The sequence below is a fragment of the Nocardioides silvaticus genome, from assembly GCF_003160695.1.
Lineage (GTDB): Bacteria > Actinomycetota > Actinomycetes > Propionibacteriales > Nocardioidaceae > Nocardioides > Nocardioides silvaticus.
Window position 1 is genome coordinate 447,931 of the sequence record NZ_QGDD01000001.1, and the last position, 24,078, is coordinate 472,008.

The window sequence follows — 24,078 nt, forward strand, 5'->3', positions numbered from 1 at the left end:
CGACCATCTAGCTGCCGGCCTTGTAGCCAACCCCGCGCACGGTCAGGACGATCTCGGGGTGCTCCGGGTCGTGCTCCACCTTCGACCGCAGCCGCTGGACGTGCACGTTGACCAGGCGGGTGTCGGCGGCGTGGTGGTAGCCCCACACCTCCTCGAGCAGCACCTGCCGGGTGAAGACCTGCCACGGCCGGCGCGCGAGGCACAGCAGGAGGTCGAACTCCAGCGGTGTCAGCGCGATCTCCTCGCCGTCGCGGGTCACGCTGTGCCCGGCGACGTCGATGGTGAGGTCCTTGAGGGTCAGCGTCTCCGATGTGACCGAGTCGGTCCGTCGTACCCGCGCCCGGATCCGCGCGATCAGCTCCTTGGGCTTGAACGGCTTCACCACGTAGTCGTCGGCGCCGGACTCCAGGCCGACGACGACGTCGACCGTGTCGCCCTTCGCCGTGAGCATGACGATCGGCACTCCCGACTCGGCCCGGATCTCCTTGCACACGTCGATGCCGTCACGGCCGGGCAGCATCACGTCGAGCAGCACGACGTCGGGACGGTAGTCGCGGAAGGCGCTGAGCGCCGCGTCGCCCCGCATGCAGACCTGGCTGTCGAAGCCCTCCTGGCGCAGCACGATGCCGAGCATCTCGGCGAGCGGCGCGTCGTCGTCGACGACGAGCACCCGCCCCTTCGTCGCGTACGACGACGCCCCGGCCACTGCGTTCACACGGGCAATCCTACGGTGGTCGAGTAGCCCGAGCCGCTAGGCGAGGGCGTATCGAGACCCCGCGACTGTGCCCACTCGCCGGAGGGTTTTCGTCTCACCGGGGCTCGATACGTGCCGTCGCGAGCTCGTTCCTCGCTCGCGGTCGCTACTCGACCTCCTCGACCGACGCCGAGCGCGAGCAAGCTCGCGCCCGGCTGGTCTCGGACCCCATGTCGTTCGGGGCTGACCCCGCAGGGCTCAGTAGCGGTAGTGGTCGCTCTTGAACGGACCCGCCACGTCGACGCCGATGTACTCGGCCTGCTCCTTGGTCAGCTCGGTCAGCTCGACGCCGAGGGCGTCGAGGTGCAGCCGGGCGACCTCCTCGTCGAGGTGCTTGGGGAGGACGTAGACGCCGACCTCGTAGTCGTCGGTCTTGGTGAACAGCTCGACCTGGGCCAGCACCTGGTTGGTGAAGGAGTTCGACATCACGAACGACGGGTGGCCGGTCGCGTTGCCGAGGTTGAGCAGGCGGCCCTCCGACAGCACGATGACCTTCTTGCCGTCGGGGAAGATCCACTGGTGGACCTGGGGCTTGATCTCGTCCTTGACGATGCCCGGGATCCGGGCGAGGCCGGCCATGTCGATCTCGTTGTCGAAGTGGCCGATGTTGCCGACGATGGCCTGGTTCTTCATCCGCTCGAAGTGCTCGACCTTGATGATGTCGAAGTTGCCCGTCGTGGTGATGAAGATGTCGGCGTAGTCGACGACCGACTCGAGGCGCTTGACCTCGTAGCCGTCCATCGCCGCCTGCAGCGCGCAGATCGGGTCGATCTCGGTGATGACGACCTTGGCGCCCTGGCCGCGCAGCGACTCAGCGGAGCCCTTGCCCACGTCGCCGTAGCCGCAGACGACCGCGGTCTTGCCGGCGATCATCACGTCGGTGGCGCGGTTGATGCCGTCGATGAGCGAGTGGCGGCAGCCGTACTTGTTGTCGAACTTCGACTTGGTGACCGAGTCGTTGACGTTGATCGCCGGGAAGAGCAGCGAGCCCTCGCGGAAGCGCTCGTAGAGGCGGTGCACACCGGTGGTGGTCTCCTCGGTGACGCCCTTGATGCCGTTGGCGATGTTGGTCCACCGCTGCGGGTCGTTCTCGAGGGAACGCGCGAGGACCCGGAGGACCTCCTTGTACTCCTCGTTGTCGGTCGAGTCCTGGCTCGGCACGGCGCCGGCCTTCTCGAACTCGACACCCTTGTGGACGAGCAGCGTGATGTCGCCGCCGTCGTCGAGCAGCATGTTGGGGCCGACCCGGTTGCCGTCGGCGTCGGTGAAGTCGAAGACCTTCTCGGCCTCGTCCCAGTACTCCGCGAGGGTCTCGCCCTTCCAGGCGAACACGGGCGTGCCGGAGGGGTTGTCGACGGTGCCGTTCGGGCCGACGACGACCGCGGCAGCGGCGTGGTCCTGCGTGGAGAAGATGTTGCAGGTGGCCCAGCGCACGTCGGCGCCGAGCGCGGTCAGCGTCTCGATGAGCACGCCGGTCTGGATGGTCATGTGCAGCGAGCCCGCGATGCGCGCGCCGGCCAGCGGCTTGGAGTCGCCGTAGCGCGCCCGCATCTCCATCAGGCCGGGCATCTCGTGCTCGGCCAGGGTGAGCTCCTTGCGGCCGAATTCGGCCAGGCTCAGGTCAGCAACCTTGTAGTCCATGAAAGTTCTTCCTCGATGACTTCCGGAGGCTGTCTCTGCGGCGCATCTGCGCTTCGTCGGGATCTCCCGCACAGGACTGGTACCCACCCTACAAGCGGGTCCGGACGCCCGAGGAATCCCGGAAGAACTCGGGAGGACTAGTGCGGATCGGCAGGCGGGGCCGACGAGTCGTCCGCCGGCTCGGTGACGGCAGGGGCCGCGTCCTCGCCGTGCTTCTTCCCGAACGGCAGCACGGTAACGACGGCCAGCACGACCGCACCCACCAGCAGCCCGACCAGCGCGGAGAAGAACGTGTTGGTCAGCCACGCCAGCGTGGGTCCGAGCACCGCGACGTCGACGGCGTGGTGGACGTCCTCCTCGCGGTGGTGGACCCAGTCGTACGGCGCGTGCCACCAGTCGACCTCGGCGAGGTTCACCAGCAGGATGTGGCCGCCGACCCAGAGCATGGCGACGGTGCCGACCAGGGAGATGACGGTCAGCAGCTTCGGCATGCCCGCGACGAGCGCGCGGCCGACGCGCTGGGCGAAGCCCGACTCCCGCTGGGTGAGCAGCAGACCGGCGTCGTCCATCTTCACGATGAGCGCGACGACGCCGTACACCGCGATCGTGATGACGACGGCGACGACGAGCAGGATCGCGAGCTGCGACCAGAAGCTCTCCTCCGCAACCTCGTTGAGGGCGATCACCATGATCTCGGCCGACAGGATCAGGTCGGTGCGGACGGCGCCCGACACCATCTGCTTCTCGGCCTCCGGGCCGATCTCGGCGACCGGGCGGTCGTGGTCGTGGTGGCCCGCGACCATGCCCCAGACCTTGTGCGCCCCCTCGTAGCAGAGGAAGGTACCGCCGGCCATCAGGATGACCGGCAGCAGGTCGGGCAGGACCGCGTTGAGCAGCAGCGCCGCCGGCAGGATGATCAGCAGCTTGTTGCGGATCGAGCCGATGGCGATCCGCTTGACGATCGGCAGCTCGCGCTCGGCGGCGATGCCGTGCACGTACTGCGGCGTCACCGCGGTGTCGTCGATGACCACGCCCGCGGCCTTGGTGGTCGCCCGGCCCGCGGCGGCACCGACGTCGTCGACGGACGCAGCGGCCAGTCGGGCGATCGCGGCGACGTCGTCGAGGAGCCCGAAGAGGCCAGCGCTCATCGGGTCACGTTCTCGGCCAGCGGGGTCTGCATGGCCGGAAGATTACCGGTCTCCTGCGCGACGACGCTGAGCTGGACCGCCTCCTTCACCTGCTGCTCGGCCCGCCCGAACGGGTCGACGAGGATCATCAGCCGACGCGAGACCGGCGGCGCGGCCAGTGTGAGCGAGAGCAGCACGCCGCCGCCGATGGTCAGCAGCGGGGCCATGGCGGGGTGGTCGGCGGCCCACTCGCCGTAGCCGGAGAACTCCAGGCCGCGGACGAAGAACCCGTGGCACAGGTAGACCACGAGGGTCGCCGCACCCATCCTGCTGAACCAGCCCGACAGGCGCGGCACCAGCGCGAGGAACGCCAGCGTGCCGACGACGCCGATGCCGAAGAGGACCAGCCGGGTGACGGTGCCGCGGAGGTCGGAGGCGCCGAGCTCGGCGTACGGCGTCGCCCAGTAGAGCCAGTGGGTCGCGGCCAGGTCGTCGATGTGAGCCGCGAGCAGCCACAGCCCGCCGAGCGCGGCAGCCGCGAGCCAACGGGCGCCGGGCGCGCGCAGGCGCTCGAGCCGCTCCGGCGTCAGGTGCAGCCCCAGCACGAAGAACGGCAGGAAGCCGAGCATCCGGGTCAGGTCGAACAGCTCCGCGGTGTCACCCTGGATCGTCCCCGACCACACGCTGAGGCCGGCCGCGAGCACGACGGCGGTCAGCGCGGGGAGCGCGCGGAACAGCGGGGTGACCAACCGCCAGCAGATGAGCGCAGGGAGGAACCACAGCGGCCAGTGCGGATCCGTGAACAGGTCCACCAGCTCCTCGCCGCCGAAGTGGAGCCGGAAGAGCGCCATCAGGCACTCGAAGACCAGGTACGGCACGGCGACCGTGCGGACCAGCTGCCAGAGCCGCTCGGGGGCGTAGGTGAACGCGCGGGACAGGTAGCCGGTCACCAGCACGAACGCCGGCATGTGCCAGGCGTAGAGGAAGTCGTAGAAGCGGCCGACCCAGCCGTCGGCGGGCAGCAGCGCGATCCCGTGGCCGACGACGACGAGGGTGACGAGCGCCATCTTGGCGTTGTCGAGCCAGGGGTCACGGGCAGGAGGAGAAGGCGCGGGCATCACCTCTCGTGCTACCCGTTCAGGGGCGGCCTAGCCGAATCGTCTGTCAATCCTCGACGAGCCCGAGCCGGAGGTACTCGGCGGCATAGGTGCCGTTGAGCAGCAACGACGCGTACCGCGCCACCTCGCCGTCGGCGTCGGTCGTGACCGTCTCCACACGGACCTCGCGGGTCCGGGCGGCGTCCTCGAGTCGGCCCCGCTGCTCCAGCAGGGCGGGGTCCTCGGCGCCGTCGTCGAGGACGATGAGCACCGGCCGCCGCTCCCCGCTGCCGTCGGCGTAGGGGTCGGCGAAGACGTCACGCTGCCGCGCGAGCTCGATCACGGGCAGCAGGTGCTCGGCGTCGCCGGCGAGTGCGGTGCGTCCCGACGTACGACGGATCGACTCTGCCACCCGGCGCGCCGCGCGCGCCGCGAGCACCGACCCGCCCCACACCAGCGGCGCGGCGTCGGCGAGGCAGATCGCGAGCATCTTGGCGGGATTGATCGAGATGTCCCGCTGCGGGGAGCACGCGATGGCGACCTCGTCGAGCGCGTGGGCCACGGAGTCGGGACCGCAGGACGGCCCGAGCGCGATCTGGTGGAGGAAGGACAGCATGACGACCGCGGTGGCGAGCTGGTCGCCGGTGCTCGTGGGCAGGATCGTGGTGTACCGCCCCGCGGCGTGCTCGGCGACGCTGGACTCGGCCGGGCAGGCGACGACCACCTGGCAACCGCGGCGCGCCGCCTCGGCGACGGCCGATGCCGTGCCGGTGTCGGAGCCGTCGGGCGCGAGCACCACCACCAGGTCGAGGCTGCCGGCCCAGCCGGGCAGGCCCGCCGACGGCCAGGCCACGAACGGCACCGGGCACCAGGGCTCGAGGACCGCGCGGAGCAGCCGGGAGTCGGGACCCGCCGCGATCACCGCGCGGGGACGGGCGTCGGAGGCCCGGGCGACCGCCTCGGCGATCGCGTCCGTCGCGGCACCGGCCTCGCGTCGTACCCGCGACCCGGACTCGGCCAACGTGCGGAGCCGCAGGTCGGCGCTGCCGAGCGCGATCTCGTCGTCGAGCCGGGACTCGTCGAACCAGGTCATCGAACGGCCTTCGCTCTCAGCGGGTGGACCGCGCCTCGTCGACGAGGAGCACGGGGATCCCGTCACGGACGGGGTAGGCCAGTCCGCAGCCCTGGCAGACCAGCTCGGACCGGTCGCCGCCGGCCGTCAGCGCCAGCTCCCCGTGGCACGCGGGGCAGACGATGATGGCGAGCAGCTCGGGCGACACCTCCGCGCCGCTCACTTGCCGCTCCTGATGATGCTGAGGACCTCGTCGCGGATGGCAGCCATGGTCTCGGTGTCCTTCCCCTCGGCGTTGAGCCGCAGCAGCGGCTCGGTGTTGGAGGCACGCACGTTGAACGCCCAGTCGGCGCTGGTCACGCTGAGACCGTCGAGGTGGTCGACCTCGACCCCGTCGCGGGCGCCGTACGTCGTCTCGAGCTCGGCCAGCACCGCGCCCTGGTCGGCGACCTCGGAGTTGATCTCGCCGCTCATCGGGTAGCGCTCGTACTCGGCGAGCAGCTCCGACAGGGTGCCGTCGGTCTCCGCCAGCGCCGCGAGCGCGTGCAGCGCGGCGAGCATGCCGGAGTCGGCACGCCAGAAGTCACGGAAGTAGAAGTGGCCGCTGTGCTCGCCGCCGAAGACGGCGTCGGTCTCGGCCATCGTCCCCTTGATGAAGGAGTGGCCGACACGGGTGCGCACCGGCTTGCCGCCGAGCTCCTCGACGATCTCCGGCACTGCCCGGCTGGTGATCAGGTTGTGGATGATCGTGGCACCCGGCTCCTTGGCGAGCTCGCGGGCCGCGATGAGGGCGGTCAACGTCGACGGGGAGACGGCCCGGCCGCGCTCGTCCACGAGGAAGCAGCGGTCGGCGTCGCCGTCGAACGCGAGCCCGATGTCGGCCTTCTCGGCCACGACCCGGTGCTTGAGATCGGCCAGGTTGGTCTCGTCGATCGGGTTGGCCTCGTGGTTGGGGAACGTGCCGTCGAGGTCGAAGTACATCGGCACCAGCTCGACCTGGTCGGCGAGCCGGTCGAAGACGGCCGGCGCGGTGTGGCCGGCCATGCCGTTGCCGGCGTCGACGACCACCTTCAGCTTCCGGCCGGAGACCGGGGCGAGCGAGAGCAGGTGCGCGGCGTACGCCTGCAGCACGTCGTGGCTGGAGATGGACCCGCTCCGGTCCGCGCCCTTCTGTCCCGCCGAGCCGGAGGCCACCAGGTCCCGGATCTCCGCGAGGCCGCTCTCGAGCCCGACCGGCTGAGCGTGCGCGCGGCACATCTTGATGCCGTTGTACTGGGCCGGGTTGTGGCTCGCCGTGAACATGGCGCCCGGCAGCCCGAGGTGGCCGGAGGCGAAGTAGAGCTGGTCGGTCGACGCCAGGCCGATCATCGTGACGTCGGCACCCGCGGCCGTCGCGCCGTCGGCGAAGGCACCGGCGAGGTCGGGCGAGCTCGGCCGCATGTCGTAGCCGATCACCAGCGACGTCACCCCGAGCACCTCGACGTACGCCGCACCGGTGGCGCGCGCCAGGTCCTCGTCGAGCTGGTCCGGCACGGTCCCGCGGACGTCGTAGGCCTTGAACACCGCGTTGACGTTGTCAGGCGAGAGCGTCGACATGGCCGCAAACCTAGTCGATGGTCCGGGCGCGTGGGTCAGTCGGTCGTGAGCACCCGCAGGTGGCCCCGGCGCGCGACCTCGCGGCCGGTCTCCTGTGAGGCGTCGAGGACCGCGGTCGCGGTCGTCGCCGGCGGCCGGGCGGCCTCACGGACGGCGTCGGCCAGGGCCAGCAGGTCGTCCTCGGTCGGGCCGGGCACCGTCTGGTCGAGCGCCAGCCGCAGCACCTCCCAGCCGCGCGGTGCGGAGAGCCGGTCGCTGTGGAACTCACACAGGTCGTAGGCGTGCGGCTCGGCGTACGTCGCCAGCGGGCCGAGCACCGCGGTCTGGTCGGCGTAGACGTAGGTGAGCGTGGCGACCGCGGGGCGGGCGCAGGCGGTGCGCGAACAGCGCCGAGCGAGACTCACGCCGCAGACGGTACCCCCTGATCGCCGACCTGCCGGATAGGCTCGCGGCTCGTGGAGGACTCCCGACCGGCGCCGACCGCCCGGCGGTCCCGCCGGGACCGGCGCGGCCGCGGCATCCGCGGCCCGGCCGCCCTCGGCCACCCCGACTTCGGCCGACCACCACGCCCGTTCGCGCGGCGCGAGTCCTTCGACAACCTGGTCCTCGACATCGTCACCGACATCGACGCCCGGTGGTCGGACCGGCTCGGCCTCGTCGAGTACGCCGTCGAGGACGCCCCCCAGGTCCCGGACGACTGGGAGCCCGGCTCGGTGCCCCTCTCCTCGCTGGTCCGCGGCTCCGGTACGACGCCCACCCGTCTGGTCGTCTTCCGGCGTCCCCTCGAGCACCGCGCCCACGACCGCGCCGACCTCGAGGCGATGGTCCTCACCGTCGTCGTCGAGCAGGTGGCCGAGCTGCTCGGCATCCCGCCGTCCCAGGTGGACGCGCGGTACCCGGAGGACCTGGACTGAAGGGTCGATCTCGTTCTGGGGTCGGTGTGGCGGCCGCGCTCGTAGTCGACCGGCTGGCGTTGGATCCTGCGTCACCAGGTGACGCGAGATCGCACCGCAGAGCCATAGTCCGTCCGATCGCAGTCACCAGGTGACTGCGATCCCACGCACAGTGGTCAGCCGGCCCCTGGTGCCCGCGCTTGCGCGGGCGGCGCGGCGAAGCCCGCCGCCCCGTGCGCCGTCAAGCCGGTCGCGCGAGGCTCGGGGTCAAGGACGGCCGAAGGCCGCCGCGAAGCGGGGCCGAAGGCATCGTTGACGCCGAGACGCGACCGGCTGAGCGCGCGGGCACCCCACCAACCCCGAACGAGACCGTCCTACTCCGGCCGGACGTCCGGGATGTCCGCGTCCACCTCGGCCGGCCGGAGCCGCAGCACGCCGAGGCGGTCGCCGGTCAGCATCACGGTGCCGGCGATGGCGGTGTTGCCCGACTCGACGACGACGAGGACCGCCTCGTCGGGCAGCTTCAGGCTGTGACCGCGGTCGGCGCCGACCTCGACCCGCTTCTCGTCGAGCAGGCGCCCGCCGTCGGCGTCGATGGCGGTGACGCGCACGGTGCCGGAGCGGGTGGCGCCGGCGAGCACGAGGGTCTTGGGGCCCTCCGGCACGACGGAGGCGACCGGCTCGTCAGCGTCGAACGTGGTCGACGGGGCGACCAGGCCGAGGTCGTCGTCGAGCAGCCGGACCGAGGCGACCAGCGGCTCGGCGGAGACGACCTCGAGACCGAGCGCGCCCTTGGCGGCCTGCTCTGTCAGGACCCGGGACAGCTCCACCTGGCGCACGCTGCCGGCGGGGACCACGACGTCGTCGAGGCCGGCCGGGGTGAACACGGCCGAGCCCGAGACCACGCGCACGGTCGCTCGGGCCTCGTCGGCGCCCGGGTTGAAGAGGTGCACGACACCCGAACCCTCCGCCGGCACACCGAGGAGCAGGTTGCTGGTCAGCGGGGCGGCCTGGGCGGGAAGGAAGTCGATGCGAGGGGCGCTGCTCCCGAGCGGGTCGTAGGTGTGGCGCACGGTGGTCGTGACCCGGCCGCGCACGACCGTCACGTGGGCGGCCAGCGTGCCGCGGCGCGGGGCCATCCGGGACAGGTCCAGCCGGACCACCTCGTGGCCGGGTACTCGAATGCCGCGCAGGTCCTGCTCGTCGATGGGCTCCGGACCGTGGCGTCCGTAGAGCACGACCTCGACGACCGCCGGTCCCTCATCGGGGTTGACGAGCTCGATGATCGAGGCCTGGCGGGCAGCCGCGCCGATGCCGACGTACCACTCGTCGAAGGTCGGTGCCCGGCACTCCGCGGCCGCGCGGGCGGCGCCGGTGCGACCGGCGACCAGGCCGGGAGCGGCGGCGTCGGTGCCGGTGACGGCGACGTCGCCGTCGGTCGTCACCGAGGTCAGCTGGTCCGGCTGCACCCGCACCCGGCCCTGCTCGCGGAGCGGGGTGGCGTCGGGGCCGGCGACGCGGACGGTGACGTTGCCGCCCTCCAGGCCCGGCACCCGGGAGAGCCGGACCGGACCGGCGGTCCGGCTCGCCGCCGACGCGCAGACCAGCGAGGCGTCGGTGAGCCGCGACGAGGTCGGCGGCACGTCCGGTGCGGGCGCCGGGTCGTCGGCGCGGGTGACCGCGAACGCGGCTCCGGCGACCACCGGGAGCAGCAGGCTGAGCGCGGCGAGCGCGTCCAGCCGGCGCCGTCGTACGACGCCGCGCCGCCCCGGCGCGGAGGCGGCTCCCCGGTCGGCGCGCCGGCCGGCGGTCGGCGTCTGCTCGTCGCTCATGGTCGCCCCCTCCGCAACGTCGGCAGGGTGAGCACCGCGATCACCGGGAGCGCGAGCGCCTGCACCACGAGCAGCCCGACGCGCAGCCAGGACCGCGGACCTTCGATCGCGTCGGCGGGTGGCTCCTGGATCACGAGCCAGGCCCGGGTCGAGCGGTCCTCGGCACTGGCGCCGACCAGGCCGGCGGTGGCGTCGAGGCGGGTGCCGACCTCGCCGTCGGCGGGCGCCGGTTGCACGATGTAGTGGATGCCGCGCTCAGCCAGCTCGTCCACGGCCTCCGGCGACGGGGTCGTGGCCAGCTCGCCGACGAGCGCGGTGGCGTCGGGGTCCTCCGCGGTCAGGGCGGCGATCTCGTCCTCCCCCAGGGTCGCGCCGGCGCCGCGCTCGACCTCGTAGGTGAGCCCGGTGGCGACGCTGCCGCGGATCACGAGGATCCCGTTCTCGGGCGACTCCTCGGACTCCAGCGCCATGTAGACGGGGATGTCGCTGTCGGGGTCGGACTGCAGCTCGTCGCCGCCCCAGCCGGCGAACCAGACCAGGCCCGCCACCGGGACCGCCGCGGCGACAAGGCCGACCAGCGCGGCCGCGCCCTGCGCGACCCGCGGCAGCACGACCGGCGACGGGGACCGGTCGGTCAGCGCCAGCCCGCCCAGGACGATCGCGGTGATCCACGCCGCGCGGACCACGAGGAGCACCGGGCCGAGACCCGGCTGCTGCTCGGCCGCCCCGGTCAGGTCGACGACGGCGAGGCCGAGCGGCACGCCGACGAGCGCAGCGACGGCCGCGACCAGCCAGCACAGGACGACGCCGATCCGCGTCGCTCGCGGCAGCAGCGCGAGCACGGCCAGCACCGGGACGACCAGGCCCAGCCACCACGGCGCACCGAGGTCACCGAAGCGGCCGAGGAGCAGGTCGACGCCGTCGGTGGTCGGGGTCGGCCAGCGGCCGACGTCGAGGAACAGCGCGCCGCCGGCTCCCTCGAGGAGCGCGGGCAGCCACCACGGCGCCAGCAGCACCGCCGGCACGCCGAGCGCGATCGCCGGTGGGCCCCAGGCCGAACGGTCGCGGACGGCCGCGCGGACGACCAGCGCCGCCATCGCGAGCACGACCGCGCCGAGCACCGCGCACAGCCACCACATGACCGGGGCGAACGCGGTGACGACGGCGAGCAGGAGCCCGACCCGCCAGCCCGCGCGCCACCGCCGGGACGCCTCCGGCTCGGCGAACCCGAGCGCGGCATGGGCGAGCCACGGCAGCACGGCCGCCGCGACGACCACGCCCCACCGTCCCGCGCCCCAGGCGCCGGAGACGAGCGGCACCAACGCGTAGCTGACCGACCCCCACACCAGCAGCCAGCGCGGAGCGCCGTACCTGCTGACGAGGCGGCCGACGACCCGCAGGAACCGCCACGCACCGAACAGCGCGATCGGCGCCGCGGCCACGAGCAGGAACGTCATCGCGCCCTCGGCGCCGAGGACGGAGCCGAGCACCGCGAGCGGCAGGACGTACGGCGGCGCGGGCACCGCGCTGCCGAGGCCGATCGGGTGCCAGCTCTCGTACTGCAGGCGCCACCAGTCGGCGGCCGCCTGCGGCACCGGCGACAGCGCGCCGCCACTGACCGCGCCGAAGGCGTCGCGGGCGCCGATCACGAACGCGATCGCCGTGACCGTGAGCGCGACGGCCGCCGGGTTGGTGAGGAAGCGAGCGACGATCCCGGTGTCCTCGAAGTCCTCGTCGTCGTCGGTCCGGTGCCGCGCGACCGGGGGCGACGGGTCGCGCTCGGCAGCCGCGGCCCGCCGCCGCTCGGCGACATCGGCGGCCTGGTTCGTGGCGGCGGCCGCGAGGTCGCTGACGAAGTCGAGCCCGTGCCGGTAGGGCAGCCACCAGGGCGCGAGCAGCTGTCGCACCCGCTGGTGGTCGGCCTTGTCGAGGCCGCGGGCACGCCGCTCGCGTCGCGCGGCCAGCAGCGGGCCCGGGCGGCTGTAGACCGAGACCACGGCGGCCAGCTCGTCGAGCGCCTCGCCGACCGAACGGACGACGAGGAAGCCGAGCATCCGCAACAGCGAGCCAAGTGCCAGCCGGAGCGCGAGGAACGGCAGCGCCGCGGTGCGGCAGTTGGCGAGCAGGGTGAAGAGTGCCGCGCGGCGCTCCTGGTAGTGGGTGTGCCGGCCGGTCAGCGGGGTGCGCCGGATGCCGCGGTGCGCGGCCTCGGCGTGGAAGACCACGGCGCGCGGCACCACGATCGTCGTGTAGCCGGCGGCGGCCGCGCGCCAGCCGAGGTCGACGTCGTTGCCGAACATCGGCAGGTGCTCGTCGTACCCCCCGAGCGCCTCGAGCGCCTCGCGGCGCGCCAGCAGACCGGCGCTGTTGACCGCCAGCACCTCACGGACGGTGTCGTGCTGCCCCTGGTCGTACTCGCCACGCTCCAGGCCGGTCTCCCGGCGTCCGGTGCCGCTGATCGTCACCCCGATCTCGAGCAGCCGCTTGAGCGAGGGCCACTCGCGCAGCTTGGGGCCGACGAAGTCGGCGTCCGGCCGCGCGGCGGTGGCGGCGAGCAGGACCTCGAGCGCGTCCGGGGCGGGGTTGCTGTCGTCGTGCAGCAGCCAGACCCACTCGGTCTCGATGCCGTGCTCGGCCAGGGTGCGCAGCGCGAGCGCGACCGCCTGGGGGTACGACGTGCGCCCGCTCTCCCGCAGCACCGCCCCCGGGATCGCCGGCTCGGCAGCGAGCGCGGCCTCGACCAGGTCGGCACTGCCGTCCTTGCTGCCGGTGTCGACGGCGATCACGCCGGACACCCTGCTGGTCTGCGCGCGAATGCCCTCGAGCACCGCCGGCAACCACGACGCCCCGTCGTGGCTGACGAGCACCACGGAGACGTCGGACACGGGGAGCGAGCCTACCGACGCTCCGGCATCACTCCGAATGCCCGCCCTTCGCCGCCCACCAGCGGTTCGTCGCTCCTACCTCGACGGCGACACGCTCGCGCAATTCAGTTCAGACCGCTCGCTTCTTCAGCTTCCGCCGCTCGCGCTCGGACAGTCCGCCCCAGATGCCGAAGCGCTCGTCGTTCATCAACGCCGCCTCGAGGCACTCGACCCGGACCTCGCAGGTCTGGCAGACCTTCTTGGCCTCCCGCGTCGACCCGCCCTTCTCCGGGAAGAAGGCCTCCGGGTCCGTCTGTGCGCAGAGCGCACGCTCCTGCCAGCCCAGGTCCTCGGTGTCCACATCCTCGACCAGGAATAGTTCTCTCACCGTGCTGCCCCTAACCCCATTGGTACTGCGTGGTCCTGCCTTGGTGCTGCTGTTCCTTCGACCCCACTTGTGTCTTTAACGACACTAGTGGAATTACACGCATGTCATACCCACATAGTCAAGCCTCAGTCTGCTATACGCGGTGCGTTATCACGCGGGAGCGAACGCCCCGGCGCGGGGTCGGGGCGCCGCACGGGGCAGAGTTGCGCCCATGAAGAAGCTGACGGTGCTGTCCGGTGGCATGGGCGGAGCGCGGTTCCTCCAAGGCCTGCTGCACGGGATCACGGCGGGCTCGCTGCCCGGCGTGGACGCCGACGCCGAGGTCACCGTCGTCGCCAACACCGCCGACGACTGGTGGATCCACGGGCTCAAGGTCTGCCCCGACCTCGACACCGTGATGTACACGCTCGGCGACGGCATCGACCTCGACCGCGGCTGGGGACGGCGGGACGAGACCTGGAGCGCGAAGGAGGAGCTCGCGGCGTACGGCGTCGAGCCCACCTGGTTCGGCCTCGGCGACCGCGACATCGCGACCCACCTGGTCCGCACTCAGCTGATCGACGCCGGCTACTCGCTGTCGAAGGTGACCGAGGCGCTCTGCCGGCGGTGGCTCACGCCGGTCTGGGGCGACCGGGTGCGGCTGTTGCCGATGACCGACGACCGGGTCGAGACGCACGTCGCGATCAGCGACGCCGACTCGCCGAGCGGCAAGCGTGTCGTCCACTTCCAGGAGTACTGGGTGCGGCTGCGCGCCGAGGTGCCGGCCGAGACCCTGGTCTTCGTCGGGCTCGACGACTCGTCCCCCGCACCCGGCGTGCTCGACGCGATCGCCGGGGCCGACCTGGTGCTGCTGCCGCCGTCCAACCCGGTGGTCTCGGTCGGCACCATCCTCGGCGTGCCCGGCCTGCGCGACGCGATCCGCCGCACCGACGCCCCCGTCGTCGGCATCTCCCCCATCGTCGGCGGTGCCCACGTGCGCGGCATGGCCGAGCAGATGCTCGCGTCCATCGGGGTCGAGGTGAGCGCCGGTGGCGTCGGCCGGCACTACGGCGCCCGCAGCGCGGCTGGTGCAGCCGGGCTGCTCGACGGCTGGCTGGTCGACGAGCGCGACGCCGACCAGGTCGCGGGCCTCGAGCAGGCGGGGATCCGCTGCGCCGCCGTACCGCTGATGATGATCGACCACGACGCCACCGCGGCGATGGCCGCGGCGGCGATCGGCCTGGTCGCCGGCTGATGCTCACCGTCACCGCGCCCGACGGCGTGCCGGAGGTGCGGGCGGGCGACGAGCTGGCCGACCTGCTGCTGCCGCTGGTCGACCTCGCCGACGGTGACGTCGTGGTCGTGACCAGCAAGGTCGTGAGCAAGGTCGAGGGCCGCGTGGTCGAGGGCGACCGCGAGGAGTGGATCACCGCCGAGACCGAGCGGCTGGTCGCGCGCCGCGGACCGACACGGATCGTGCGCAACCGGCTCGGGCTGACGATGGCCGCGGCCGGGGTGGACGCCTCGAACGTGACGGCCGGGTCCGTCGTGCTGCTGCCGCTCGACCCGGACGCCTCTGCCGCCCGGCTGCGCGCCGCGGTCGCCGAGCGCGCCGGCGTCAACGTCGGCGTCATCGTCACCGACACCGCCGGCCGCGCCTGGCGTGAGGGCCAGACCGACATCGCGATCGGCGCGGCGGGCCTGATCGTCCTCGAGTCGTTCGCCGGCCGCCTCGACCAGCACGGCAACGAGCTCGCCGTGACCGCGCCCGCGGTGGCCGACGAGATCGCGTCGGTCGCCGAGCTCGCGCAGGGAAAGCTGGGCGCCCGCCCGTTCGCGGTGGTCCGCGGGCGCTCCGACCTGGTGCTGCCGCCGGGCGAGGACGGCCCGGGAGCGCGGTCGCTGATCAGGGCGGACGGTGGCGACCTGTTCGGGTACGGCGCGCGCGAGGCCGTGCTCCGCGCCGTGACCCGGGACCCGGCGGACGCGGTCGCGTTCGGTGCTCCGGTGGCTGCCGACGAGCTGGTCGAGGCGCTGCGGCGGTGCGGCGTGGCGGCCGTCGCCGAAGCCGGCGGACTGCGCTGCACGACGGCGCGCGAGGACGCCGTGGCCGCCGTCGCCTTCGCCCACGGCTGGGGCGTCGAGCACGCGCCCGACGGCACCGATCTGCGGTTGCGGCCGTCGAGTCCGTAGACTCACCGCGATTCGCCCCCGCACCGTCCCACGACACCGAGGTAAGCCGCACCGTGGCCAAGACCACCAAGTCAGAGAAGTCTGATCGCCAGAAGGTCATCGACGACATCCGGCGCAAGCAGAAGAGCGCCGAGCAGCGTCAGGGACGCGCCATCGTCGGCGCGGCGATCGCCGTCGGCCTGGTCATCGTCGGCATCCCCGCGTACCTCTACGTCTTCAAGCCGCAGTGGGAGCAGATCAAGTACAACGGCAAGCCGCTCGACGAGATCGGCGCCTCCGCCTCGGTGTGCCAGGACGTGACCACCAAGAAGGCCAACGGCAGCAACGACCACCGGCCCACCGGCGAGCAGATCGAGTACGACGACGCCCCGGTCGCCTTCGGCCCGCACTGGAACGAGGGCGGCGTCGCTCCCGTGTCGATCGAGAAGCGCTACTACACCAAGGACTCCCGCCCCGAGCTCGAGGCGCTGGTGCACAACCTCGAGCACGGCTTCACGATCCTCTGGTACGACGAGACCGCCGCCGACGACGGCGCGACCATCGGCGAGATCAAGGCCATCGCCGACCGCCTGAACGACAGCGACACCAACAACCGGCTGTCGTTCATCGCCGCCCCCTGGACGAGCGAGGACGGCGGGGACTTCCCCGACGGCCAGCACATCGCCTTCACCCACTGGAGCTCCGACCCGACCACCGGCGACTCCGAGGGCGTCTGGCAGTACTGCTCCGAGCCCAGCGGTGAGGCGCTCGAGCAGTTCATGAAGGACTACCCCTACTACGACGCCCCCGAGCCGATCGGCGGCTACGTCGGACAGTGACGACCAGGTCGCCGTCGGCCGCGAAGATCGAGTAGCCGCCGCGGCTGACCTCGGTCGTCGAGCAGGCCCGACCCCGCCGGTCGTCGAGGAGGCCTCGCCCGCCGGTCGTCGAGGAGGCCCGAGCCGCCAGGCGAGGCCGTATCGAGACGCCGCAACCGTCCGCGCCCGCCGCAAGCGTGCCAGCTCGCTGCGTCTCGATACACCGTCGCTCGTTCCTCACGACGGCTACTCGACGACCGACGGGAACTCCGACTCGATACCCCGACCGGCGCCGGGCGCCCCCGGTCGTCGAGTAGGCCGAGCCGCCAGGCGAGGCCGTATCGAGACGCCGCAACCGTCCGCGCCCGCCGCAAGCGCGTCACTCGCTGCGTCTCGATACACCGTCGCTCGTTCCTCGCGACGACTACTCGACGACCGACGGGAACTCCGACTCGATACCCCGACCGGTGCCGGCACCCTCCGGTCGTCGAGTAGGCCGAGCCGCCAGGCGAGGCCGTATCGAGACGCAGCAACCGTCCGCGCCCGCCGCAAGCGCGTCACTCGCTGCGTCTCGATACACCGTCGCTCGTTCCTCGCGACGACTACTCGACGACCGACGGGAACTCCGACTCGATACCCCGACCGGCGCCGGCACCCTCCGGTCGTCGAGTAGGCCGAGCCGCCAGGCGAGGCCGTATCGAGACGCCGCAACCGTCCGCGCCCGCCGCAAGCGCGTCACTCGCTGCGTCTCGATACGCCGCCGCTCGTTCCTCGCGACGACTACTCGACGACCGACGGGAACTGCATCTCGATACGCCGACCGGCGCCAGCGCCCCCGGTCGTCGAGTAGGCCGAGCCGCCAGGCGAGGCCGTATCGAGACGCAGCAACCGTCCGCGCCCGCCGCAAGCGTGCCACTCGCTGCGTCTCGATACGCCGCCGCTCGTTCCTCACGACGGCAACTCGACGACCGACGGGAACTGCATCTCGATACGCCGACCGGCGCCAGCGCCCCCGGTCGTCGAGTAGGCCGAGCCGCCAGGCGAGGCCGTATCGAGACGCCGCAACCGTCCGCGCCCGCCGCAAGCGCGTCACTCGCTGCGTCTCGATACACCGCCGCTCGTTCCTCACGACGGCTACTCGACGACCGACGGGAACTGCATCTCGATACGTCGACCGGTGCCAGCGCCCCCGGTCGTCGAGTAGGCCGAGCCGCCAGGCGAGGCCGTATCGAGACGCAGCAACCATCCGCGCCCGCCGCAAGCGCGTCACTCGCTGCGTCTCGATACACCGCCGCTCGTTCCTCACGACGGCTACTCGACGACCGACGGGAATTGCGCCGCAACTGTCCGTGCCCGCAGGCACGAAGCCGCAGTACGGCGTATCGAGATCCGGTGAGCCGAAAGCTCGGGTCGGCTCAGGTCAGCTCCGGCCGGCCCTGGTCCTTCAACGCGGCGACGACCGCCTTCACGTCCTGCGCGCGCTCGCGTGAGGTGACGAGCAGACCGTCGGGGGTGTCGACGACGACGACGTCATCGAGGCCGATGACGGCGATGACCCGGCCGGAGGCGGGCACCACCAGCCCGGTCGACTCCTGCGACAGCACCAGGCCGGAGTCGCCGAGCACGTTGCACTTCTCGGCGTCGCCGAGCAGACCGGTGAGGGAGTCGAAGTCGCCGACGTCGTCCCAGCTGAAGTTGCCCGGTACGGTCGCGACCCGACCGGCGGCGGCAGCGGGCTCGGCCACCGCGTGGTCGATCGCGATCTTCGGCAGGCTCGGCCACAGCTCCTCGAGCCGCTCGGGAGCAGCCGCGATGGCGCGCAGCGACGCGGCGAAGTCGGGGTTCTGCTCGGCGAGCAGGTCGAGCAGGACCCGCGGCCGGACGACGAACATCCCGGCGTTCCAGCGGTAGAGCCCGGTCGCGAGGTACTCCTCGGCGACGCTCACCGCGGGTTTCTCGACGAACGCGTCGACGACGCGGGCCTCGGCGTGCCCGTCCAGGCCGTCGCCCTGACGGATGTAGCCGAACGCCGAGCTCGGGAACGTCGGCCGAATCCCGATCGTCACCAGCCAGTCGTCCCGCGCGGCGGCGACGGCGTGCTCGACCGTCCGGTGGAACCCGGCCGGGTCGGAGATCACGTGGTCGGCGGCGAAGGACCCCATCACGACGTCCTCGCCGGCCTCCTCCGCCCGGCGCTCCAGCACCGCGGCCGCGAGGCCGATCGCCGCCATCGAGTCCCGCGGGGTCGGCTCGGCGAGCACCGCGTCCTGGCCGAGCGCGGTCAGCTGCCCACGCACGGCCTCCTCGTGCACGCGGCCGGTCACCACGAGGAACCGTTCCTCGACCAGCGGCGTCAGCCGGTCGTGGGTCTGCTCCAGCAGGCTGCGGCCTTCGCCGGTGAGGTCGTGGAGGAACTTCGGCGACGACGAGCGCGACAGCGGCCACAGCCGGGTGCCGGCTCCTCCGGCGGGCACCACCGCCCAGAACGCCTCGATCGCGCTGCCCACCACGTCATGACCCCCACAGTGTTGGAAACGCGGACCCGGCCACCCTAGATCAGGCGAGCCCGAACGGGCGCGCGCGGTACCGCCTCCTATCCTCGGCACCGTGCTGACGTTCGCCGCCGTGCTCGCCGACCGCCTGAAGCGCGACCCCGGGCGGCCGCTCCTGACGTTCTACGACGACGCCACGGGCGAGCGGGTCGAGCTGTCGGTGACGACCTACGCCAACTGGGTCGCCAAGGCCGGGTCGCTCCTCGTCGACGAGCTCGGCCTCGAACGGGGCGACACCCTGCGCATCGACCTGCCACCGCACTGGCTGGTCCCGGTCTTCCTCGGCGCCGCGTGGAGCGCGGGCCTGCTCGTCACCGACGCCGACGATCCGGCCGCGGTCGTGTGCGGCCCGGAGAGCCTGGACCGCTGGGCGAGCGAGGCGACCCAGCGCGTCGTGCTCGCGAGCGCGCTGCGGCCCCTCGGCGTGCGCTTCGCCGAGCCGGTGCCGCCGGGCGTGCACGACGTCGGCATCGAGATCTGGTCCCAGCCGGACGCGTTCGCGCCGTGGGACCCGCCGACCGCCGACGACCCGGCGGTCGAGCTGGGCGAGGGCAGCGCCACCCAGGCGGAGCTGTGGGAGGCGGCCGCCGCCGGGATCCTCGTCGGCGACGGCGGCCGCCTCCTGGTGGCCGCGGACCCGGCTTCCCCACCGGGACCCGCGACCTTCGCGGAGCCGCTCCTCAAGGGCGGCTCACTCGTCCTGGTGACCCGGGCCGAGCCGGAGCGGCTCGAGGCGATCGCCGCCTCCGAGCACACCACTGCCCGCTTCCCCGCCTGAGCACCAGGCGCTCCTCTCCTCCGTCGGCCTCAGCCGACCAGGTCGTACTCCGCCCCGCTGCCGGCGATCGAGACCGGCGCCTTGAACCCGGAGGTCGTCCCCGGGATCACCCACAGCTCGCCGGTCCTCCTCGTCCGGGCGACCAGGTCGCCGTGGCCGGTCAGGTCGACGTCGCTGACGCCGAGCAGCCAGTTGTAGGAGCCGATCGCCAGCGACATCGACTTCTTGGTGGTGAGCCCGCCCGGCCCGTTGCCGAGGTACAGCGTCAGCGCCGACCGCGTGCGGACGAACGTGTCCGGTGCACCGTCGCCGTCCCAGCGTCCGGCCGGGATCTGCTTGGTGCCCTTGATCGGCGAGTACGCCGCGTAGGACGCCTTCAGCCCCGAAGCCCCGTTGCCCGGGTAGATCCGCATCGACCCGCCCTTCGGCTGGCCCATCAGGTCGGGCTTGCCGTCGCCGGTGAAGTCGCCGACCGCGGCGAGCTTCGCGACCTGGCCGAAGCCGGTGGCGAGCCGCGTGGGCGCGGCGAACTTGCCGCGGCCCTGGCCGGCGTACAGCCACAGGTCCCCGCCCTGCTTCGCGATCAGGTCGCCGTAGCCGTCGAGGTTCCAGTCGCCGGCCTTGAGGATCATGCCTGCGTCGGGCAGCACCAAGTTGGTCGCGACCTTCTTGCCGAGCCGGTAGCCGCTGCCGTCCTTGGCCGGGACGATCTGGCGGAGGAACACCTTTCCGTCCGAGGCGCGGCGCAGCACCAGGTCGGGCCGGGCGTTGCCGATCAGGCTCGACTCGAGCTCGCGGCCCCTCCACCCCTGCTGGGCTTCGGTCGCCAGCGTCCGGATCCGCCCGATCTTGTTGTAGAGGTTGATGCCCGGGCAGGCCGTGGAGCCTGCGTCGCGGTGCCCGTTGATCGCCTTGAAGTTGCGCGAGCTGACGTACTGCTTCGCGTCGTTCGCGCTCACCCCGTGCAAGGAGAGCTTCCAGGCGAACAGCCGACCGTAGGCCTTGATCATCGCCTTCGACGGCCGCGCGGTCTCGAAGTTGCCGATCGCCGAGGCCGCGAACGCGTTGTCGTTGTAGCCGAGGGTGTGAGCGCCGACGACCGGTCGGTCGACGCCGCCCGCCCGGCCCTCCCAGATCCGGCCGAACCGGTCGACCAGGAAGTTGTAGCCGACGTCGCTCCACCCGCGCGACCGCACGTGGTAGGCGTAGATGCCGCGGATGATCGACGGCACCTGGGCGCGCGTGTAGTCGTTGGCGTTGACCGTGTGGTGCACGAAGCCAGCGTGCACCTCGTAGTAGTGCAGCGACCCCTTGTCGCGGATGCTCTCGTCGGCACCCCACTGGGCGCGGGAGAAGATCTTCGGCTTCGTGGCCGTGACCGCAGCGCGCTGGGTCAGGTCGCCCTCGCTGCTCTCGATCACACCGGCGTTCTCGTCGGTGTCGAGAGTGCTGGTGTCGATCGCGGGCTTCTCACGGGTGGTGGTCCGCGCCTCGCCCGGGTCGACCACCGCCAGCTTCATGTCCGCCGGTGCAGCCGCCTCGGTCGCGATCCGCACCTGCACCTCGTCGACGTCTCCGACCAGCAGCGCCTCGGTGCCGGGCCGGGCCCGGAGCGCCTCGTCGCTGCCGGGGTCGGGGCCGTGCTCGTCGTGGTACTCCACGTCGGTCCAGCCCGACCAGGCGCCGTCGTCGTAGGTCCGCGCCGTCACGGTGATCGCGTCGTGCTCGAGCTCCGCCCCGTGCTGCCAGGTCACCCCGATGGCGCCGTACCCGTCGACCGGGACGGCGTCGCTGGTGAGCTGCTGGCCACCGGCCGTCGTACGACGGCTGCTCGCGCGCAGCGCACCCGGCGCCAGTCGCGCCCCCTGCGGCGCGGTGAGGCTGTACTCCTCGACCTCCGGGTCGACCGGCGCCGTCGGCACCGTCGCCGCCGCCTCGTGCAGCCGGGTCCCGGCGTGCTCGCCGGCGCTCGGCGAGACCGGCCGGACGTCCATCGTGATCGTCTGCGCCGCCGGCGTCAGCGCGGCCAGCACCAACGCCAGCGCCAGCAGCTGCTGGCAAACCGTGACGTACCGGCTCCGTCGGGCGTCGCCGCTCTCGTTCGGGCTCGCAAGCATCGTGAATTCGCTCCAGTCGTGTGCGAGGAAGGAGTCACACGGGTAGCAACTTTCACATGCGTCACAGGCACGCGGAAGAGGTTCTGAGTAACTACAAAGTTGTAATTACCAGCCGACACGCCGGGGCACCCAAGATTTGTCAAGTCCGGTCGCGGGGCAATGTTCCCGGGTTGATCGGCGCGGGCGCGGGCGGGTTGGGGTTGCGACCGAAAGGGCTTTGGACGAGCGAGGAGGGCGGCGGGTCGGGCGTCGCGTTCGACCTCCAGGTCGTCTCGGAGATCATTGCGGAGGAATGCATCAAGCAGGTTGATCAGATCCTCCGCAATCAACTCAGAACCACACCCGAACGGTTCTGGCGGCGCGCATGCGGCGGCGCGGGCAGAGCCCGTGCCGACTCCGCGTCTCGCCGCCAAGCAGCCGTCACCAAGAGCTACGACAACTGCGGCGCGGCAGCGTGTCGCACAGCGGCGAAGCCGCATCGTGCGGCGCCCGCGGGCCGAGCGAAGCGAGCGCCCGTGCGGTGCGGCACGATCTGCGACACGCTCGCGCAATCAAGCTCAGATGTCGTCGCCGGTCTCCTCGTCCGCGAGCTCTTCCTCGTCGTCGCCGTCGTAGTGGAGGAAGTGGATGCCCTCCTCGACTCCCCCGTCGAAGGCGAGCCGGCCGTCCTGGAGGACGATGACCCGGTCGCACATCCGGCGCACCTGGCCGGCGGCGTGGCTGACGTAGAAGATCGTGCGGCCGCTCTCGCGGATCTCGCGCATCTTGGCGAGGCACTTGCGCTTGAACGGCTTGTCGCCGACGGCGAGCGCCTCGTCGGCGAGGAAGATGTCGGAGTCGACGTGGACCGCGATGGCGAAGCCGAGGCGGGCGTTCTGGCCCGAGGAGTAGTGGCCGACCTGGGTGTCGAGGCGGTGGCCGAGGCCGGCGAACTCGACGATCTCGTCGAACTTGCGGTTGGTCTCGCGCTCGCTCATCCCGAGGATGGCGGCGTTGAGGTAGAGGTTCTCGCGGCCGGTGAGCTGGGGGTGGAAGCCGGCGCCGGTGGCGATCAGGCCGGCGATCCGGCCACGGGTCAACACCTGGCCCGCATCGGGCTTCATGACGCCGCTGATCATCTTCAGCAACGTGCTCTTGCCGGAGCCGTTGAGGCCCATCAGGCCGATCGCCTCGCCCTGCTCGACCTTGAACGAGACCTCGTCCACGGCCTTGAAGACGCTGCTGGTCTCCTGGCCGCGCATCTTCGCGAACGACACCTGCTTGATGGTGCGGTGGTAGCGCAGCTTGAACGTCTTGGTGACGTCCTCGAGCACGATCGACGTGGTCATGTCAGAGCCGCTCCGGGATCTTCGCCTCGAGCCGGCTGAACACCAGCTGACCGATCGCGAGCAGGACGAGCCCGGCGCCGGTCATGGCCAGGCCCCAGATCAGCAGGTCGGGTGGGAGGTCGGTCTTCGCGACCTCGTCGGGGTGCGGGGTCGAACCGACCCAGAAGGCCCGCTGGACGAGCAGGACGCAGTCCGCGAGCGGGTTGAACAGGTAGTAGCTGGCCGCCGCGCCGAACCGGTCGTCGACGAAGCTGAACGGGTAGATCATCGGGACGCTGAACCGGATGAACATCTGGATGATGCTCACCAGGCTGCTGAAGTCGCGGAAGAACACGTTGGCCGCGCTGAAGAGCAGCGCGCCGGCGGTGCCGAGCAGCATCGCGATGAGAAGGCCGAGCAGCAGCGCGACCATCCCGACGAAGTCCGGGGTCCAGCCGTAGGCCAGGCAGGCGATCGTCAGGATCACCAGCTGCGGGAACACGTGGAACAGCGAGACCAGCATCGACGCCACCGGGAACATCTCCCGTGGCATCGGCAGCTTCACGACGATCGACTTGTTGCGCACGATCGACCGGGTACCGGCGCCGAAGGTCTCGGTGAAGAAGTGCACGACGACCAGCCCGCAGAAGATGTGGACGCCGAAGTTCGGCACGTTGTCGTGCAGCCCGAGGATCGTCCCGATCACGAACCAGTAGACGAAGAACTGGCACAGCGGCCCGATGTAGGACCACAGCAGCCCGAGGAACGAGCCCTGGTAGCGCGCGCTCAGCTCGCGCTTGACCAGCAGCTTGAGCAGGTAGCGCTTCTTGAAGACGGCGTGCAGGCCGTTGCCGGCCGTCGGCGGGGTCAGCGGTACGCCGGAAAGGTCCCGGTGCGCCGCGACGGCGACCGGCTCCGCGGCGACCGCCGGCCGCTCCACGGTCGGGTAGTCCTCGGCGGGCGCAGGAGCAGGAGCAGGAGCAGGCGCAGGCGCGGCGACCGTCGGTGGCGCCTCCGGGGAAGCCCGACGGTCGCGGCTGCGTCCTCCTGCGTGCCGACCAGCCGCGCGACGCCGACCGCCCAGCCTCATC

At 72.0% G+C, this 24,078-nt stretch carries 20 protein-coding genes; 5 read left to right on the forward strand and 15 right to left on the reverse strand.

Annotation, left to right across the window (positions count from 1 at the left end):
• Positions 1 to 7 precede the first annotated feature (7 nt).
• From mtrA to DJ010_RS02060, 8 genes are all read right to left on the reverse strand, one after another.
• A complete protein-coding gene (mtrA, locus tag DJ010_RS02025; protein ID WP_439331681.1) occupies positions 8 to 715 on the reverse strand; it encodes an MtrAB system response regulator MtrA in 708 nt (235 codons plus the stop codon).
• Positions 716 to 952: 237 nt separating this feature from the next.
• The gene (gene ahcY / locus DJ010_RS02030; RefSeq protein ID WP_109691944.1) at positions 953 to 2,395 is read right to left on the reverse strand and encodes an adenosylhomocysteinase; all 1,443 of its coding nucleotides are present in this window, start codon (positions 2,393 to 2,395) and stop codon (positions 953 to 955) included.
• A gap of 137 nt (positions 2,396 to 2,532) precedes the next feature.
• A complete protein-coding gene (locus DJ010_RS02035; RefSeq protein ID WP_109691945.1) occupies positions 2,533 to 3,543 on the reverse strand; it encodes a DUF808 domain-containing protein in 1,011 nt (336 codons plus the stop codon).
• Positions 3,540 to 4,640 (reverse strand): acyltransferase family protein, encoded by a 1,101-nt coding sequence (locus DJ010_RS02040; RefSeq protein WP_109691946.1) that lies wholly within the window; start codon positions 4,638 to 4,640, stop codon positions 3,540 to 3,542. The genes DJ010_RS02035 and DJ010_RS02040 overlap by 4 nt, the downstream gene beginning before the upstream one ends.
• A 46-nt stretch (positions 4,641 to 4,686) precedes the next feature.
• Positions 4,687 to 5,712 carry an SIS domain-containing protein gene (locus DJ010_RS02045; RefSeq protein ID WP_109691947.1) on the reverse strand — a complete coding sequence of 342 codons (1,026 nt, stop codon included), beginning with the start codon at positions 5,710 to 5,712 and terminating at the stop codon, positions 4,687 to 4,689.
• A gap of 16 nt (positions 5,713 to 5,728) precedes the next feature.
• Positions 5,729 to 5,914 carry a Trm112 family protein gene (locus DJ010_RS02050; protein WP_245927139.1) on the reverse strand — a complete coding sequence of 62 codons (186 nt, stop codon included), beginning with the start codon at positions 5,912 to 5,914 and terminating at the stop codon, positions 5,729 to 5,731.
• Complete coding sequence (locus tag DJ010_RS02055) at positions 5,911 to 7,287, reverse strand: phosphomannomutase/phosphoglucomutase (RefSeq protein WP_109691948.1); 1,377 nt, start codon at positions 7,285 to 7,287, stop codon at positions 5,911 to 5,913. The genes DJ010_RS02050 and DJ010_RS02055 overlap by 4 nt, the downstream gene beginning before the upstream one ends.
• 35 nt (positions 7,288 to 7,322) lie before the next feature.
• Positions 7,323 to 7,691 carry a DUF3499 domain-containing protein gene (locus DJ010_RS02060; protein WP_109691949.1) on the reverse strand — a complete coding sequence of 123 codons (369 nt, stop codon included), beginning with the start codon at positions 7,689 to 7,691 and terminating at the stop codon, positions 7,323 to 7,325.
• 51 nt (positions 7,692 to 7,742) lie between these two features.
• Between DJ010_RS02060 and DJ010_RS02065 the strand changes: the two genes are divergently transcribed.
• Positions 7,743 to 8,201: a metallopeptidase family protein gene (locus DJ010_RS02065; RefSeq protein WP_109691950.1), complete on the forward strand. Its 459-nt coding sequence runs from the start codon at positions 7,743 to 7,745 to the stop codon at positions 8,199 to 8,201.
• Between the two features lie 353 nt (positions 8,202 to 8,554).
• Here the strand turns inward: DJ010_RS02065 and DJ010_RS02070 are convergent, their stop codons facing one another.
• From DJ010_RS02070 to DJ010_RS02080, 3 genes are all read right to left on the reverse strand, one after another.
• Positions 8,555 to 10,012, reverse strand: coding sequence for a DUF5719 family protein (locus DJ010_RS02070; protein ID WP_109691951.1), 1,458 nt, complete (start codon positions 10,010 to 10,012; stop codon positions 8,555 to 8,557).
• Positions 10,009 to 12,897: a glycosyltransferase gene (locus tag DJ010_RS02075; protein WP_109691952.1), complete on the reverse strand. Its 2,889-nt coding sequence runs from the start codon at positions 12,895 to 12,897 to the stop codon at positions 10,009 to 10,011. Before DJ010_RS02075 ends, DJ010_RS02070 begins: the two co-directional genes overlap by 4 nt.
• Positions 12,898 to 13,006: 109 nt before the next feature.
• Positions 13,007 to 13,264, reverse strand: a complete 258-nt coding sequence (locus tag DJ010_RS02080) for a WhiB family transcriptional regulator (RefSeq protein ID WP_109691953.1) — start codon at positions 13,262 to 13,264, stop codon at positions 13,007 to 13,009.
• Positions 13,265 to 13,475: 211 nt separating this feature from the next.
• Here DJ010_RS02080 and cofD point away from each other — a divergent pair, with 211 nt between their 5' ends.
• Genes cofD through DJ010_RS02095 form a run of 3 tightly spaced genes read left to right on the forward strand, consistent with a single transcriptional unit; the run spans position 13,476 to position 16,254 of the window.
• A complete protein-coding gene (gene cofD / locus DJ010_RS02085) occupies positions 13,476 to 14,498 on the forward strand; it encodes a 2-phospho-L-lactate transferase (RefSeq protein WP_109691954.1) in 1,023 nt (340 codons plus the stop codon).
• On the forward strand, positions 14,498 to 15,436 hold the full coding sequence (locus DJ010_RS02090) for a coenzyme F420-0:L-glutamate ligase (protein ID WP_109691955.1): 939 nt from the start codon (positions 14,498 to 14,500) through the stop codon (positions 15,434 to 15,436). Before cofD ends, DJ010_RS02090 begins: the two co-directional genes overlap by 1 nt.
• A 53-nt stretch (positions 15,437 to 15,489) precedes the next feature.
• A complete protein-coding gene (locus DJ010_RS02095) occupies positions 15,490 to 16,254 on the forward strand; it encodes a DUF3105 domain-containing protein (protein ID WP_109691956.1) in 765 nt (254 codons plus the stop codon).
• Between the two features lie 1,394 nt (positions 16,255 to 17,648).
• On the opposite strand, the gene DJ010_RS02100 is transcribed toward DJ010_RS02095, so the two are convergent.
• On the reverse strand, positions 17,649 to 18,743 hold the full coding sequence (locus DJ010_RS02100; protein ID WP_109691957.1) for a mannose-1-phosphate guanylyltransferase: 1,095 nt from the start codon (positions 18,741 to 18,743) through the stop codon (positions 17,649 to 17,651).
• Positions 18,744 to 18,840: 97 nt separating this feature from the next.
• On the opposite strand from DJ010_RS02100, the gene DJ010_RS02105 reads away from it, so the two are divergent.
• Positions 18,841 to 19,563 (forward strand): TIGR03089 family protein, encoded by a 723-nt coding sequence (locus DJ010_RS02105; RefSeq protein ID WP_109691958.1) that lies wholly within the window; start codon positions 18,841 to 18,843, stop codon positions 19,561 to 19,563.
• Positions 19,564 to 19,592: 29 nt separating this feature from the next.
• Here the strand turns inward: DJ010_RS02105 and DJ010_RS02110 are convergent, their stop codons facing one another.
• The 3 genes from DJ010_RS02110 to DJ010_RS02120 all read right to left on the reverse strand — a co-directional run bounded on the left by DJ010_RS02110 (position 19,593) and on the right by DJ010_RS02120 (position 23,927).
• Positions 19,593 to 21,680, reverse strand: a complete 2,088-nt coding sequence (locus DJ010_RS02110) for an FG-GAP-like repeat-containing protein (RefSeq protein ID WP_109691959.1) — start codon at positions 21,678 to 21,680, stop codon at positions 19,593 to 19,595.
• A 557-nt stretch (positions 21,681 to 22,237) separates the two neighbouring features.
• On the reverse strand, positions 22,238 to 23,008 hold the full coding sequence (locus tag DJ010_RS02115) for an ABC transporter ATP-binding protein (RefSeq protein WP_109691960.1): 771 nt from the start codon (positions 23,006 to 23,008) through the stop codon (positions 22,238 to 22,240).
• Between the two features lies 1 nt (position 23,009).
• The gene (locus DJ010_RS02120) at positions 23,010 to 23,927 is read right to left on the reverse strand and encodes an ABC transporter permease (protein ID WP_170124600.1); all 918 of its coding nucleotides are present in this window, start codon (positions 23,925 to 23,927) and stop codon (positions 23,010 to 23,012) included.
• Between the last annotated feature and the right edge of the window lie 151 nt (positions 23,928 to 24,078).